Below are 15171 nucleotides of genomic sequence, written 5' to 3'. Positions count from 1 at the left end.
TTAATGTCGAAAAATCGAGGATTAGGACATGTGTGGTATTGTTGGAATCGTGGGTTCAACACCTGTAAACCAGTCTATTTATGACGCTTTAACGGTATTGCAGCATCGTGGCCAAGATGCCGCTGGTATTTGTACCATAGAAAGCAATCGTTTCCGTCTGCGTAAGGCGAACGGTTTAGTAAAAGATGTTTTTGAAGCAAAACACATGCAGCGCCTACAAGGTGAAGTTGGTATTGGCCATGTTCGTTATCCTACAGCGGGTAGTTCAAGTGCGTCTGAAGCTCAGCCTTTCTACGTAAACTCTCCTTTTGGCATTACGTTGGCGCACAACGGTAACCTGACGAACGCAAACGAAGTTCGTGAGAAGTTGTTCGAAAAAGACCGTCGCCATGTAAACACAACCTCTGACTCTGAAGTTCTACTGAACGTATTGGCTCATGAGATCGATACTGTTAAAGGTAACGTGACTTCGGATGATGTTTTCCGCGCTGTGGCAAATGTGCACCGCACAATTCGCGGTGCTTACGCCGTAACTGCGATGATCATCGGCCACGGTATGATCGCATTCCGTGACCCACATGGTATTCGTCCACTGTGTCTTGGTAAGCGTGAAGTTAATGGTAAAACAGAGTACATGGTTGCGTCTGAATCGGTAGCACTCGATGCTGTTGGCTTCGACTTCATGCGCGACGTAGCGCCAGGTGAAGCTATCTACGCAACATTCGACGGTGAGCTTTTCACTAAGCAATGTGCAGACAACCCACAACTAAACCCATGTATCTTTGAGTTTGTATACTTTGCACGCCCAGATTCATTCATCGATAAAATCTCGGTTTACAGCGCACGCGTTGAGATGGGTGAGATGCTTGGTAAGCGTATTAAAGAAGAGTACGCAGACTTAGATATTGATGTGGTTATCCCAATCCCTGAAACATCAAACGATATTGCGCTGCGAATCGCTCAAGCGATCAATAAGCCATACCGTCAAGGTTTCGTAAAAAACCGTTATGTTGGCCGCACGTTCATTATGCCTGGTCAGCAACAGCGTAAGAAGTCGGTTCGCCGTAAGCTGAACGCAATCCGTTCTGAGTTTAAAGGTAAGAACGTTCTATTGGTTGATGACTCTATCGTTCGCGGCACAACATCAGAGCAGATCATTGAAATGGCTCGTGATTCTGGCGCAAACAAAGTGTTCATGGTTTCAGCAGCTCCAGAGGTTCGCTTCCCTAACGTTTACGGTATTGATATGCCGAGCGCGACAGAGCTGATTGCTCATGGTCGTGATAACGAAACGATTTGTAAGCAGATTGGCGCAGATGCCTTGATTTTCCAAACACTACCAGATCTGATTTCGGCAGTGGGCATGGGCAATCAAGACATTTCTCGTTTCGATACTTCTGTATTTAACGGCGAGTATGTAACGGGTGATATCGACCAAGCGTACCTAGATTTCCTAGACTCTTTGCGTAATGACGACTCAAAGGTTCAGCGTGAGATTCAACAAGATCTAGCGAACCTAGAGTTACACAACGAAGGTGCTTAGTTTTCGTTAGTGGCAAGAATATAAAAAACCAGAGCATCGGCTCTGGTTTTTTTGTTTACGGAGAAGGGGATTGACCTTAATGAATGTGGTACGCGATCACAAAATCAATAAACAATCTAACTTTCTCTGGTAGATGGTCTTTGTGGTTATAAAGCATGTAAATATCACGAGGGTTAGCGCTCCAGTCTTCTAAGACTTGGACTAAGCTGCCATCTTCAATGTATTCACGGATCATCACGTCAGGCATTAGGGTTATACCTAGGCCTTCTGAACAGGCTTGTCTCACGACATTAAGCGCATTCGCATTGAAACGGCCTTTCTCGCTATTCACCACCGTCTCTTCATTCGAATTACTCAGCTGCCACTTAATCAGCGGGTAGCCTTTGAGTAGCGAATGGTTCGCTAGCTCTTCAGCATGGCTTGGTGCTGGGTTCTTCGCTAAATACTCAGGGCTCGCGATAAGAATATCTTTTACTTCACTGATTTTTCGAGCGATTAGGCTTGAATCACGTTGTGGGCCGACACGGAAAATCACGTCCCACTCAGTTGGGTCCAGCTGATCCGCTTGGTTGTTCATCATCAGCTCAATATTGATATCAGGGTATTGAGTCATGAAATCGCTGAACATTGGCATCATCATGCGCTTGGTCAGGTTGGAAGGTGCCGTAATACGAATCTTACCGGAAGCTCCTTTGCACACGTCAGTTAACTCTTCAGCAGTAGAAGAGAGACGCTGCAATAACGGAGAGCATTCATTGTAGAAACGTTCGCCAGCCTCTGTTAAAGAAAGTTTACGCGCGTGTCTATTGAGAAGCCTAAGGTTCAAAGAGTCTTCTAAGGCTTGGATGCGTCGTGTGATGGTCGCAACCGGAATCATAGTCTTGCGCGATGTTGCGGTGTAGCTCCCATTTTCAACGACGAGTCGAAAGAGGTTTAAATCATCTAATTTCATAAATCCAGACACATTTGTTTACAATCTCATCTAATTTATACGTAACAGTGAGATCAATGTTTGCGTTACGTCAACTCGTTGCACTATTTACAAGTATTCCAACCCTCGTCACGAATTACCAGCAAAGAGTGCAAATTTGTGTATTTAGCATTTTATTACTAAGTTTTATATTAGTTCTTAGAACAGATAACAATAATAATTCGACTTAGTTTTGTGAGGTTATAGATTATGTACAAAACTCACAGTCAGCCAGTAATGACCTCGGCTCAGGAAGTAATTAACCAAAAATGCGTGATGTTGGTTGATGATGATCCTATTTTTCGCCGGATAACCAGCGCATACCTAGACAAGGTTGGTTATAAAGTGGTTGAGGCTGAAAATGGGCTGGACGCTCTGCAAAAGCTCAGAGACTCAGCGCCAGATTTAATTGTGTGTGACTTATCAATGCCGATACTTGATGGCATCGAGCTTGTGGAAGAGCTCAGTTTAGAGTACCCGTCACTGCCTATGATCGTTGTGTCCGGCACAGATGACATGTCTGATGTGGCGAAAGCATTGCGATTTGGTATTAAAGATTTTTTAGCGAAACCGTTAGAGGATCACGGTCACTTAGGAAGTGCGATTGCGAATACATTGACAGATTCGTTCGATAACATTTCAGACCAACGAGATTTTTCAAGCCAATGGTTCTGCGTTGATGACGGGGGAGAGATCCCTGAAGACCAAGAGCTACATTGGCACCTGAATTACCTGCAAGAGAACCCTAGTGCGGCAAGAGACTTATTGCACGCGTTGCTACCAGAGAAAGACACACGACAAGGCTCATGGCGTTGCAGTTACCGACTACTGCAATCAACAGAGATGATGCCACTCGTCTTTGATTATGCTTGGATGATGAATGGGCAATTTGCTTTTTACCTCGTTGATTCGTCTTCTGCCGATAATGGCAGTTCAGCGTCAACACTTCTGGTGAGAGCCTTATTCCACGATTACATAAGAAATCGAAAAGATTTTAATGTTGATCTCAAAGATATTGCCGAGATTTTAGAGAAGGGGATTGAGTGCTCGAAATGCGCAACGCCCGTTAACGCTTTGTTTGGTGTCGCCAATCTTGCCGAGGGTACTATCTCTATTTTGCCTGCGGGTTTAGATGGACAATGGTCTAATGGTGAATTGAATCAACATATTGCCGCGGGCGAACGCTTAGGTGAGAATTGTAAGAAGAACTTCATTACACGGGATCTGCCGATTGAGCAGGGCTGCCAACTTTCGTTGAGCCTGCTTGGTTCGGCGAGTTTTAGCTTAGACATACATCAAGGGTCTACTGATTAACCCTATATTTCCTCGGTTTTTGTGAATAATTGATTAAGGTATAGTTGCGCAAATGGTGTGGCTATGCCTTTTTTGTTAAATGTCGATTTAGCAAAGCGGGTTTGGTTCGCCAGACACTTACCTTTACTAACAAAAACAAAGAAGCAATCATGGCAGATAACAAAGACTTTCAAGACCCGTTTAATGTATTCTACTTTTTAGGATTTTTAGCCGCATTTTTAATGATTCCATTGCTACCAGCAACACTTACGTTGATCCGTGTATTCAATGGTTACGCAACATTTTAGTGACGTTATCGTCGCCAATTGGCGATAGCTAGCTCAAGGAGGCCACAATTAGCGTTCGAGTTTTAAGCCTCAATATTGCTGGTGGCCTTTGTATATTTCTTGCAGTTTTAGGGATAGTTTTACCCGTTCTGCCCACAACACCTTTCCTCCTTCTTGCTAGCGCATGCTTCATGCGAAGTAACCCTAAAGTTCACAAATGGATGCATGAGCATAAAACGCTCGGTCCGTTACTGAACAATTGGTATCAGTACGGTGCTGTGACTAAACAAGTTAAAACGCGTGGCGTATTCTTTATCTTGTTGAGTTTTGCGTTATCGATCTACTTTGCCCCTATCATTTGGGTCAAGGCTTTCCTAATTTGCGTACTTGTTATTCTTCTCACATGGTTTATGCGACTTCCAACTCATGAGTTGGTTGCTGACAGCAAAGAAAATCACTACCATTAAGCCAGTGTGCCTGCTTGTATAGCGGGCGTTTATTATTTCAGCAACCAGAGTTATGACTCTCGTTGCAATGAATACCAATCGTACCTTTCCTTAATTTCGAACGTTGATGTTTAATTCGTTAACGAGAGTTTGGAAAGCGGCCTAATGAAGTGCATAAGATTATGAACACAGAAAAAATCTCTCTGATCAAAGCAAGCATCAAAAGCATTCCTGATTACCCTAAAGCGGGTATTTTGTTCCGTGACGTAACAAGCTTGATGGAAGATCCAGCAGCTTACAAAGCGACTATCGATCTGCTAGCGGAAACATACAAGGACATGGGCTTTACTAAGATCGTTGGTACTGAAGCTCGTGGTTTCCTATTTGGTGCGCCTTTGGCACTTGAGCTAGGTGTTGGTTTTATCCCTGTTCGTAAACCGGGCAAGCTGCCTCGTGAAACTGTGGCACAATCTTATGAGCTTGAGTACGGCACTGATACGCTAGAAATCCACACTGACGCTATCGTTGAAGGCGATAAAGTGTTGATGGTTGATGATTTGCTAGCAACGGGCGGTACGATTGAAGCAACAACAAAGTTGATTCGTCAGCTAGGTGGTGTGGTAGAACACGCTGCATTTGTTATTAACCTTCCAGAAATCGGTGGTGACAAGCGCTTACAAGGCTTAGGTCTAGAAGTGTTTAGCATCTGCGAATTCGACGGTCACTAATCCTTTTCGGAATTATTCATGAGCTATCTTGCGTTAGCGCGAAAATGGCGACCAACCAAATTTAAAGAAGTGGTTGGTCAAGCCCATGTTTTAACAGCATTAGAGAATGCACTTAGCCAAAACAGGTTGCATCATGCATACTTGTTCAGCGGGACTCGAGGTGTCGGTAAAACGACTATCGGCCGTTTATTTGCTAAGGGTCTAAACTGTGAAACAGGCATTACCTCTACACCTTGTGGTGAATGTGCAACCTGTAAAGAGATCGATGAAGGTCGTTTTGTTGACTTGCTAGAGATCGATGCGGCATCACGTACAAAGGTAGAAGATACCCGCGAGCTTCTGGACAATGTTCAGTACAAGCCGGCGCGTGGTCGCTTCAAAGTTTACCTTATCGATGAAGTACACATGCTTTCTAGGCACAGTTTCAACGCGCTTCTAAAGACGTTAGAAGAGCCGCCTGAGTATGTGAAATTCTTGCTCGCAACGACCGATCCACAAAAGCTTCCTGTGACTATCTTGTCGCGTTGTCTGCAGTTCCATCTTAAGCCGATCAGCGTTGATAATATTCACGAGCAGCTTGACCACATTCTTGAACAAGAGAGTGTGACGTCTGAGTCTCGTGCGCTTGGGATGATTGCTCATGCTGCTGACGGCAGTATGCGTGATGCGCTAAGCCTTACGGACCAAGCTATCGCATTGGGTAATGGCAATGTCGTGACAGACACCGTGGCTCACATGCTTGGCACGCTAGATACCGACCAAGCTATCCACTTGCTTGAAGCGATCAGCAGTAAGCAGCCACAACAAGCGATGGCGTGTATCCAAAGTCTTGCTGAGAATGGCGTAGAGTGGGATGGTTTGTTGAATCAGCTTGCGACTCAACTGCATCGTTTGGCGATGTTCCAAGCTCTGCCGTCAACCTTAGATAAAGCACAGCCGGATGCTGAGAAGCTAGAACTGTTGAGTAAGGCACTAAGCCCTCAAGACATTCAGCTTTACTACCAAATCGTGTTGAAGGGTCGTGAAGACTTACCATTATCGCCAACCGCTCGCGTTGGTATTGAGATGGTGGTTTTACGCATGTTGGCATTTAGACCGGCTGAACAAGCGGTTGCTACGGTAATCTCGACTCAGTCAACAAGTCCAGCGCCAGCAGCTCAAGCTCAGAGCGTTGCTCAGCCTGTTAGCCAATCTGCGCCAATGGCAGCTCCGAGACAGCCTCAGATGCAACAACAGGCGCCTCAACAGCAGCAACCCGTACAACAGGCTCCGCAGCAGAATCAAGCACAGTATTCAGATTCGCAAGGTTACGCTGATCACTCAGGCAACCAAGGTTATCCAGAGCAGGATTACCCGCATAGCCAGTATGACGCGCCTCCTGCTTATGATGAGCGTCCAAGTTACGGTGCAGAGCAGCCTCAGCAGCAACAAACGAATTATCAAAACCAGAGTCCGGTTCAACAGTCAAGCGCTGCACCTTCTGCTCCGCAAGAGCAGCCAGCGCGTGCAACTTCGCCTGTGAGTGGTTTACGCCACCAATTACGTTCTCAACGTAGAGGCAGTTCGGCAACAGAAAACAAAGGCTCGGCGCCAAAAAAGGCTAAAGCGACACCAGCTAAAACTTCAGTTCTTGATCGAGTTGCTCAGCAACACGGTGGTTCTGAGCGGGTGTCGCCAGCTTCTTTATCAGCCTCTTCGACAGAAAATGTGACCAACGATAATGAACCTTATCGCTGGAAACCGTCTAAACCTGTAGTGAAAGAGGTGAGCAAAGAGCTTACACCTACTCAGATCAAGCGTGCGTTAGAGCATATTAAGACACCAGAAATGGTCGATAAATTGCTTCAAGAGTCGATTGCTCAAGATGAATGGTCCGCTACGATTCAAAAGCTAGAGACAGCCAAGCTTGTTGAACAGTTAGCATTGAACTCAGTGTTTGCTAAAAACGACACATCAATCACTTTAACGTTAAGGGCGAGCCAAGCTCACTTGAATACGGACCGTGCACAGAGTGAGCTATTGCAGTCTCTCAATACAGTGCTCGGAGAAGAGTGTCATTTGAGTGTTGAAATCGGTGATGGTGGAGAAACACCACTAGAATTACGAGAAAGGTTGTACCAAGGCAAGTTGAAAGACGCGTTTACCAGTTTGGAAAACGATGCCAACGTACAGTTTATCGAAAGACGTTTTGCTGCAGAACTCGACAGAGACAGCGTTCGTCCTATCTAGAACATTTTCTCGTTTAGTGACTTGCATATCATCCCAGATAAGCAAATCTGAGAACTGAACATCGAGGGGTTGAATCGCACTGGCTTAACCCCCATTTAAGCACGTATAGCTTAATTAATTTTAATAAACCAATTAGACCAGAGAGTATTAACATGTTTGGTAAAGGCGGTATGGGCAACATGATGAAGCAAGCCCAGCAAATGCAAGAGCGCATGCAAAAGCTTCAAGAAGAAATCGCAAATATGGAAGTTACAGGTGAGTCAGGTGCTGGCCTTGTAAAAGTAACGATCACTGGTAGCCACAGCGTTCGCCGTGTTGATATCGATGAAAGCCTAATGGAAGACGATAAAGAGATGCTTGAAGATCTTATCGCTGCTGCTTTCAACGATGCGGCTCGTCGCGTTGAAGAAACTCAAAAAGAGAAAATGGCTAGCGTAACTGGCGGAATGCAACTTCCACCAGGTATGAAGATGCCTTTCTAAGAAACTATTTCTAAAGGTTTATTCAAGCTGCGGTTTATCTTGAGTAAATCGTTACTTGAAAATTAGAACGGTTAAATATGCGTACCAGTCATATGCTGGAGCATTTGATGGAGGCCTTACGTTGTCTACCTGGGGTTGGCCCCAAGTCGGCGCAGCGTATGGCCTTTCATTTGTTACAGCGCGATAGAAAAGGCGGCCTACAGTTGGCTGAAGCTCTTAGCCAAGCAATGACCGAAATTGGTCACTGTAATGAGTGCCGTACTTTTACTGAAGAAGATACTTGCCACATTTGTACCAATCCTAAACGTCAGGAAAATGGTCAAATCTGTGTAGTAGAGAGCCCTGCAGACATTGCAGCTATCGAAGCAACTGGCCAATACTCTGGTCGTTACTTTGTTCTTATGGGTCACCTTTCACCACTTGATGGTATTGGTCCAAGTGATATCGGTCTCGATGTGCTGGACTACCGCTTACGACGTGGTGATATCTCTGAAGTAATCCTAGCGACCAACCCGACAGTTGAAGGGGAAGCGACAGCGCACTACATTGCTGAGCTATGTAATGCCCATGAAGTGAACGCAAGCCGTATCGCTCATGGTGTTCCCGTTGGTGGTGAGCTAGAGCTGGTGGATGGCACCACGCTTTCGCACTCCTTACTCGGTCGTCATAAGATCTAAAAAAGCCGCTTGGTGAATTATCACTGAGCGGCTTTTTCTTTATTAAGGCAGTCTGAATATCTTCCCTATATTCACTTTAGCTGAATATCACTATCTAATTAGAAGCGGTAATCGACAGACACAGTAAACTCGCTGTTGTTTGGTACAGATAGTTCAATTAAATTGCCTTCAGAATATGATTCGAACATATGACGGTATTGGAAATCGGCAGAAACGTTTTTCATGATCTTGTATTGAACACCGGCTTGTAAACCGTACACAAAGTCAGTTTCTTTAGATTTAGCTGAACCATTCTCTGAAGAGTCAATTAGATCAATATACTCGCCTTTAAAAGTGTTTTGTGTCATACCAACCGTCGCGCCACCAAATACGGAGAACTGAGAGTTAATGGCGTGAATATAGTCATAAGATAAAAGGAACTCTGTCTGAGCTAAATCTAGATTAATTTCGTCCTGATCCCCACGGCTATGCCATAGTTCATTGTCACCAGTAAAGTTAATCGTACCAGTAATTCTGTGGTTTTCTTGAATGTAAGCACCGCCACGAATATGGAAAGCAGCGCCTTTGGCTGTTTTACTTTCTTTAAAGCCAGGTCCAGAGATTTGAGCTTTAGCTGAGTGGTAACCCAAACCACCACCAACAAAAAACTCGGTTTTAATTGGTTCTGGCATTAATTCAGGGGTTGGTGCCGATTCGTTAGCGAAAGCTGTTGTTGCCGTTAAAGAAGAAAGAGCTAGTACAAGTAGTGTTTTTTTCATTGTTATGTCCATCGGTATAGGGAATGGGGTGCATTATGCGCAGCACTGACAACTGCGGCTAATGATTCAATGGAATAGCCCTGTTAACCAAAAGTTATTAAGCTAGAGGTGACCGATGTGATAGGAAGATACAGGTAGAGCTTTATAAGTAACTAAACGACATAAAACACAAAGCCGCTAATTTAACGGCCTTGCATTTATTTAACGTAGGTTTTTATTGAGTTATAGGACTTAATCTGAACCTCTCACTGCTTTGTAGATCATTGCGCCAATCACGGCACCAATAATCGGTGCAACCCAGAATAGCCATAATTGCGATACAGCCCAATCACCGACAAACACAGCTACGCCAGTACTTCGAGCGGGGTTCACTGAGGTGTTGGTTACAGGAATGCTGATAAGGTGAATTAGGGTTAAACATAGACCGATAGCGATAGGTGCGAATCCAGCAGGTGCTTTTGAATCGGTTGCGCCCATAATCACGAACAGGAACACCATGGTCATGACTACTTCACAAACGAGAGCTGCTGTGAGCGAGTAGCCGCCCGGTGAGTGTTCGCCATAACCATTGGAAGCAAAGCCAGATGCAGCAGCATCAAAACCAGCTTGGCCTGAAGCAATAACGAATAAAACGCCACCCGCAATAATACCGCCAATTACTTGGGCAATAATGTAGGGTGCAACATCTTTAGCATCAAAGCGACCACCACTCCACAGCCCGATAGTAACAGCAGGGTTGAGGTGGCAACCGGATATATGGCCAATAGCGAAAGCCATGGTGAGAACGGTTAAACCGAAGGCGAGGGAGACCCCGAGTAAGCCGATACCTACATCTGGAAAAGCAGCGGCCAACACGGCACTACCACAACCCCCTAATACCAACCAAAACGTACCGAACATTTCTGCGATATACCTATTCATAACTATCCTTATTAATCTTTACCAGTATCAATAAGATAGTTTAGATCTATCAAAGTTGTGAAATCTTGGGCATATATAAAAAGAAAAGTATTGTTAGGTTATTGCTTCGAGTTCAATCAGGTTATCAAGCGCTTCTTGATCTGTTTTACCACAGATGACAGGGCAAGCTTTAAATTGGTGACACACCTTAGGGCGTGAAGGTTGACCAAATAACTTACACAGATCTTGCTCATTTAATTGGATGCAGCGTACGCCAGCAGGCTTACCATTAGGCATTCCAGGAATTGCAGATGTAATACTTGGAGCGATACAACATGCTCCACAACCTAGGCGACATTCCATCAAATTAAACTCACTAAATAACAGGGTGCGCGATAGTAGCAAAAAATGATGAGAGTGACAGCTGTTGATTGAATCAAAGAATGAACAATTATTATCCTTGAACTTTTTATGGGCTAGCGGTATAACACGCACCCCAGTAAAAGAGTAAGAAGTAATCCTATGACGAATCCATTTTGGCAAGAAAAGACACTAGAGCAGATGACCGAGAACGAGTGGGAATCACTGTGTGACGGTTGTGGTAAGTGTTGCCTACATAAATTAATGGATGAAGATAGCGATGAAGTTTACTACACCAATGTGGCGTGTAGCTGGTTAAACGACAAAACATGTTCGTGTAAAGATTACCCGAACCGCTTCACTTCAGGTGAAGAGTGTTTAAAGCTGACTCGTGACAAGATCGATGAGTTTCACTGGCTACCAGACACTTGTGCTTACCGCCTTCTATCAGAATCTAAGCCGATCCCTGAGTGGCATCCATTGATCACCGGATCAAAAACGGAGATGCATGCAGCAGGTGAAAGCGTTCGTAATAAAGTGGTATACGAAATTGATGTTGTCGATTGGGAAGACCGACTCCTGAATCACCCGAATCGCTAATTATTTTAAAACAGCCGCTCTTGAGCGGCTGTTTTGCTATTTGGCGTCACCTAAATTTAAACTTACTTAGTTTAAAGGTTTAAAGGTTTAAAGACTTAAAAAATTAAAACAAAAAACGCCCCGAAGGGCGCTAAGTGAAACGAGCAAAAGAGATTCAGGCTAGTTTACTTGTTGTTTAATGTACTCACCCAGTTCTGAGTGGTGCATGATTTTTGAAACTGGCAATATTTTCTCGGCAGGGCCCCAAGCAAACACGTTCACTGGTGTGTGAGTATGTGTACCTGTACCCCAAACGATGTTTTGGCCTGTTGCTTGTTCGCGAGCAAGCAAGTTGCCACGGTCGTTATATGGGAAGAAAGCATCGAAATCGTTGATAGCAGGCACTTCTTCTGCTGATAAATATTTGTGTTGAGCCAATCGGTATGGGTTCGGCTTACTTGCTAACACGTTTTTCGCTTGTTCCGCTGTGATAGGGAACTCACTACTTTTGTTAACGATTTCAGCGAGCTTTTCAGGTGTTTGCTGCGCTTTATCCAGCTTCTGAAATTCACTGATCATGCCGTAGTAGCTTTGCTTCTGATTATATAAACCATCAAGAATATTGAATGCGCCAAAGTTAAAGTTAGGTGCATAGTCGCGGTCGGCGAAGGCTTCACCAGAGCGTTTCTGTGGTTTTGGTAGGTCGTTAGAAGAGTAGCTGAAGCCAAAAGATCCTGTTTCGTGGTCTGCGGTCACAATCACGAGCGTGTCTTCACGATCTTTCGCCCATTCATACACAGTTTGGATCGCTTCATCGAACTTTAGTAATTCATGCAGCATCGTACCTGCATCGTTACTGTGGCCTGCCCAGTCTATTTGGCCACCTTCGACCATTAGGAAAAAGCCATCTTCATCTTTGGATAGGATGTTGAGCGCTTTTTGTGTCATCTCTTTCAAGCTTGGCTGAGTTCGTTCGCCACTCTTTTTCTTATTGCTATAAGCGATGCCATCGTCCATGCCTGAGTAGGCAAACAGACCAAGTAACTTTTCGTCTTTAGCGTCGTCTAGCATGTTGCGGTTAAACGCTAATTGGTAGCCGTCTTTCTCTGCTTCGGTAAGAAGGTTACGGTCGTCTTTACGCTTTGATTTTAGGTAAATGTCACCTTGAGTCAGTTGCTCAAGTTGCTTATAAGTTTCACCTTTGTCGTTGGTCGATTTAGGAATCCAATGACGTAGCCCTCCAGATAGCATCACATCGGCGCCCGTTGCTAGCATATCGGATGCGATTTGATTCTCTAAAGATCGGTGAGGTTGGTGAGCGGCAAAAGAAGCTGGAGTCGCGTGAGTTAAGCGCGTGTCGGAAACTAAGCCAGTCGCTTTGCCTGCTTTTTTCGCTTTCTCAAGTACTGTCTCAACATGGTTACCTTGGGAATCGATACCGATTACTTCTGAACCGCTGTAAATACCCGTTGCAAGCATGGTCGCAGAGCAAGCTGAATCCACTACGATTGCGTCTTCCGGATGTGTTAGGGATGAACCAATAACCCCTTCTTGAGCAAGTTGATAAAGGGCCGTTTTTTTCCCTTTATAGATGGAGTTTGGCGCTTGGTTTGCGTAGGTTTCCAATAAACCAACTTGCTGAGGTCCCATACCATCGCCAATCATCAGAATGACATTTTTGATTTCTGCTGAAAGTACGTTGAATGAGAGTGTAGAGGTTACCACTGCGGTAACAATTGGTTTGATAAAGTGCTTCATTAGTTATCCCTTTTTATATAAGCGGGATGATTAGAACACCGATTTGTGTCAAAGTCGTTTCATATTTATTTCATCAATATGAAATTGAGCATTAACTCAAGTTTTTAGAAAAGCATAAAAAAAGGCTCACATTTCTGTGAGCCTTTGTCGTATTTAGGAGGGTCCAAATCAATGGACAGCGTCATGGCTAATGTCAAGCAAGCGGTAAGTCTGCAACCACCTGATTGAACGTGATACGAGCATTCTGAGCTTGCTCAGATAACTCGATCTTTTTCGCTTGTGCGGCACTAAGATTATTCTCGGCCTGCTCAAGTGCTTGTTGTAGGTTCTCTGGTAACTCGTGAGTTTCCATTTGTGAACCTTGATCTAACACATAAGCGCGAATTTCTTTCTTCACTGCGGCAAGTTCTGTGTAAGCAACACGCTCAAGTTCGGCAGCTTCTTGCGCTGCATCTCTCTCTTTCTCAAACTGAGCCAACGCCATACCTTCTGCAGACCATGGATCCATGTCTGGCAGTTCTTCGATGTTAATCGTTGGTTCGATGTATGCGTCTTGATGGCGCAGGTCGAGGTTAGTTGCACGAACTGCAGAGATCATCAGCATCACAGAGATAGCCAATAGCGGTAAACCACCAACAATTGCTGCGGTTTGTAGCGTACTTAGGCCACCTAAGAACATCAGAATCGTTGGTAAGAACGACAGCGTAAATGCCCAGAACATACGGTTCCAACGCATTGGTTCTTCTGTCACATTGTTTTGAACCACAGACGCAAGGATGTATGAGATAGAGTCAAACGTCGTTGCTGTAAAAATAATACAAAGCAAAGTGAATACTGCGATAACTAGAGTGCTCATTGGCAACTGCGCTAGCATTGAGAAGATTGCTTTGGTTGCGCCTTCTGCATTCAGGATAGCAACCACATCTAGCTCACCAGAAAGCTGTAGTGATAAGCCGTAGTTACCTAGAATCATGAAGAATAAGAAACAACCCAGTGAACCGAAGAAGATAGAACCTGACACCATTTGTTTAATGGTTCTGCCGCGAGAAATACGCGCAACAAACAGACCCATACTCGGTGCAAATACTAGCCACCATGCCCAGTAGAAAATCGTCCAATCTTGTGGGAAGTGGGTGTTTTCAAATGTACCGTAGCCACCAAATGGTTCAGCCCATGTCGCCATCACGAAGAAGTTAGACAGTAGACGACCAATTGAATCTAGGCCGGTTTCAAGCATGAAAATAGTTGGACCCGCAATCAGTACGAAAACCAACAGACCCATCGCACCCCAGAAATTGATATTACTTAGAATCTTGATGCCTTTTTCCAATCCAGCATAAGAAGAGTAAGCAAAAATCGCGGTACAAACTAAAAGCACCATCACTTGCGTTAGGTTGTTTTTAGGTAGACCGAATAGGTGGTTCAAACCTTCAGTAATAAGAGGAGCGGCTAAACCTAATGTTGTTGCTGCACCGCCAAGTAGACCGAAAATGAATAGGATATCGACGATTTTTCCAGGTACGCCTTTACTGCGGTGCTCACCAAGAACTGGCATTAACGCGCTAGAGATCTTTAGAACAGGCTGTTTACGTACGTAGAAAAAGTAAGCAATAGGAATTGCAGGGATCAGGTAGATAGACCAAGCAATTGGCCCCCAGTGGAACAAACCGTAAGTAGCTGCCCAACGAACCGCTTCTTCACTGCCCGGTTCTAGTTGGAAAGGAGGTGATTGGTAGTAGTAAGCCCACTCAATACAGCCCCAGTACAGGATACTTGCACCGATACCGCCACAAAATAGCATTGCTGCCCATGATGCAGTTTTGAATTCAGGCTCTTCATCAGCTTCGCCTAGTTTAATTTGTCCCATATCACTGAACACAACGTAAACCATAAATGCACAGGCAGCGAGGCCTAGCGCAAGATATAAAAATCCAAGTTGGTCCGTCATGAATGTTTTCGCAACCGCAATCCAGTCTGCGCCCTGTGCAGGGAACAAAATGAGCGGGAAAACTATCGTGAGTAGGAGTGCAATCGCACCAAAGAAGGTAGGCTTATCAATAAGCTCAAAAGTGTTTTTCACGAGTATTATTCCATTAAAATGAGAGCGGAATTATGGAATGAACTCGTTTTTTAGACCAAATCTGGTCTGTTGTCGTGACGA

The 15171-nt window shown here is 44.6% G+C and carries 15 protein-coding genes; 9 read left to right on the top strand and 6 right to left on the bottom strand.

Annotated elements, in window-relative coordinates:
* The first annotated feature begins 28 nt into the window (after positions 1-28).
* On the top strand, positions 29-1543 hold the full coding sequence (gene purF, locus OC193_RS11200; protein WP_048660823.1) for an amidophosphoribosyltransferase: 1515 nt from the start codon (positions 29-31) through the stop codon (positions 1541-1543).
* Positions 1544-1619: 76 nt separating this feature from the next.
* Here purF and OC193_RS11195 read toward each other — a convergent pair whose 3' ends face one another.
* Positions 1620-2495, bottom strand: a complete 876-nt coding sequence (locus OC193_RS11195) for a LysR family transcriptional regulator (RefSeq protein ID WP_048660822.1) — start codon at positions 2493-2495, stop codon at positions 1620-1622.
* Positions 2496-2723: 228 nt separating this feature from the next.
* Here OC193_RS11195 and OC193_RS11190 point away from each other — a divergent pair, with 228 nt between their 5' ends.
* From OC193_RS11190 to recR, 7 genes are all read left to right on the top strand, one after another.
* Positions 2724-3827, top strand: a complete 1104-nt coding sequence (locus tag OC193_RS11190) for a response regulator (protein WP_048660821.1) — start codon at positions 2724-2726, stop codon at positions 3825-3827.
* 44 nt (positions 3828-3871) lie between these two features.
* Entirely contained in the window at positions 3872-4114 is a 243-nt protein-coding gene (locus OC193_RS11185) for a hypothetical protein (RefSeq protein ID WP_053083639.1), read from the top strand.
* Between the two features lie 74 nt (positions 4115-4188).
* Positions 4189-4560: a YbaN family protein gene (locus OC193_RS11180; protein WP_029189203.1), complete on the top strand. Its 372-nt coding sequence runs from the start codon at positions 4189-4191 to the stop codon at positions 4558-4560.
* A 161-nt stretch (positions 4561-4721) separates the two neighbouring features.
* Complete coding sequence (gene apt, locus OC193_RS11175; RefSeq protein WP_019823185.1) at positions 4722-5267, top strand: adenine phosphoribosyltransferase; 546 nt, start codon at positions 4722-4724, stop codon at positions 5265-5267.
* A gap of 18 nt (positions 5268-5285) precedes the next feature.
* Positions 5286-7496 carry a DNA polymerase III subunit gamma/tau gene (gene dnaX, locus OC193_RS11170; RefSeq protein WP_048662026.1) on the top strand — a complete coding sequence of 737 codons (2211 nt, stop codon included), beginning with the start codon at positions 5286-5288 and terminating at the stop codon, positions 7494-7496.
* Between the two features lie 152 nt (positions 7497-7648).
* On the top strand, positions 7649-7978 hold the full coding sequence (locus tag OC193_RS11165; protein ID WP_017062338.1) for a YbaB/EbfC family nucleoid-associated protein: 330 nt from the start codon (positions 7649-7651) through the stop codon (positions 7976-7978).
* A 77-nt stretch (positions 7979-8055) separates the two neighbouring features.
* On the top strand, positions 8056-8655 hold the full coding sequence (gene recR, locus OC193_RS11160; protein ID WP_019823189.1) for a recombination mediator RecR: 600 nt from the start codon (positions 8056-8058) through the stop codon (positions 8653-8655).
* A gap of 98 nt (positions 8656-8753) precedes the next feature.
* Here the strand turns inward: recR and OC193_RS11155 are convergent, their stop codons facing one another.
* The 3 genes from OC193_RS11155 to OC193_RS11145 form a co-directional block, all read right to left on the bottom strand.
* The gene (locus OC193_RS11155) at positions 8754-9413 is read right to left on the bottom strand and encodes a porin family protein (protein ID WP_048662027.1); all 660 of its coding nucleotides are present in this window, start codon (positions 9411-9413) and stop codon (positions 8754-8756) included.
* Positions 9414-9644: 231 nt separating this feature from the next.
* Positions 9645-10334, bottom strand: a complete 690-nt coding sequence (aqpZ, locus tag OC193_RS11150; RefSeq protein WP_048610468.1) for an aquaporin Z — start codon at positions 10332-10334, stop codon at positions 9645-9647.
* Between the two features lie 93 nt (positions 10335-10427).
* Positions 10428-10676, bottom strand: coding sequence for a YkgJ family cysteine cluster protein (locus tag OC193_RS11145; protein ID WP_017059389.1), 249 nt, complete (start codon positions 10674-10676; stop codon positions 10428-10430).
* Between the two features lie 159 nt (positions 10677-10835).
* Between OC193_RS11145 and OC193_RS11140 the strand changes: the two genes are divergently transcribed.
* Positions 10836-11273 carry a YcgN family cysteine cluster protein gene (locus OC193_RS11140; RefSeq protein ID WP_048666362.1) on the top strand — a complete coding sequence of 146 codons (438 nt, stop codon included), beginning with the start codon at positions 10836-10838 and terminating at the stop codon, positions 11271-11273.
* A 159-nt stretch (positions 11274-11432) separates the two neighbouring features.
* On the opposite strand, the gene OC193_RS11135 is transcribed toward OC193_RS11140, so the two are convergent.
* Together OC193_RS11135 and OC193_RS11130 are read right to left on the bottom strand one after the other, a co-directional pair.
* Positions 11433-13010, bottom strand: coding sequence for an alkaline phosphatase (locus OC193_RS11135; protein ID WP_048666361.1), 1578 nt, complete (start codon positions 13008-13010; stop codon positions 11433-11435).
* Positions 13011-13203: 193 nt separating this feature from the next.
* Positions 13204-15090, bottom strand: coding sequence for a BCCT family transporter (locus OC193_RS11130; protein ID WP_048662043.1), 1887 nt, complete (start codon positions 15088-15090; stop codon positions 13204-13206).
* Positions 15091-15171 lie beyond the last annotated feature (81 nt).

Source organism: Vibrio crassostreae (assembly GCF_024347415.1).
In the GTDB taxonomy this organism is placed as follows: domain Bacteria; phylum Pseudomonadota; class Gammaproteobacteria; order Enterobacterales; family Vibrionaceae; genus Vibrio; species Vibrio crassostreae.
Note: the sequence above shows the minus strand (reverse complement) of the source record. Positions and strands in the feature narration are given on the sequence as shown.

Coding starts and splice junctions, on each gene's coding strand:
- OC193_RS11165 (WP_017062338.1), top strand. CDS start 7,649: ATGTTTGGTAAAGGCGGTATGGGCAACATGATGAAGCAAGCCCAGCAA.
- OC193_RS11145 (WP_017059389.1), bottom strand. CDS start 10,676: ATGGAATGTCGCCTAGGTTGTGGAGCATGTTGTATCGCTCCAAGTATT.
- OC193_RS11155 (WP_048662027.1), bottom strand. CDS start 9,413: ATGAAAAAAACACTACTTGTACTAGCTCTTTCTTCTTTAACGGCAACA.
- purF (WP_048660823.1), top strand. CDS start 29: ATGTGTGGTATTGTTGGAATCGTGGGTTCAACACCTGTAAACCAGTCT.
- recR (WP_019823189.1), top strand. CDS start 8,056: ATGCGTACCAGTCATATGCTGGAGCATTTGATGGAGGCCTTACGTTGT.
- aqpZ (WP_048610468.1), bottom strand. CDS start 10,334: ATGAATAGGTATATCGCAGAAATGTTCGGTACGTTTTGGTTGGTATTA.
- OC193_RS11195 (WP_048660822.1), bottom strand. CDS start 2,495: ATGAAATTAGATGATTTAAACCTCTTTCGACTCGTCGTTGAAAATGGG.
- OC193_RS11135 (WP_048666361.1), bottom strand. CDS start 13,010: ATGAAGCACTTTATCAAACCAATTGTTACCGCAGTGGTAACCTCTACA.
- dnaX (WP_048662026.1), top strand. CDS start 5,286: ATGAGCTATCTTGCGTTAGCGCGAAAATGGCGACCAACCAAATTTAAA.
- apt (WP_019823185.1), top strand. CDS start 4,722: ATGAACACAGAAAAAATCTCTCTGATCAAAGCAAGCATCAAAAGCATT.
- OC193_RS11140 (WP_048666362.1), top strand. CDS start 10,836: ATGACGAATCCATTTTGGCAAGAAAAGACACTAGAGCAGATGACCGAG.
- OC193_RS11190 (WP_048660821.1), top strand. CDS start 2,724: ATGTACAAAACTCACAGTCAGCCAGTAATGACCTCGGCTCAGGAAGTA.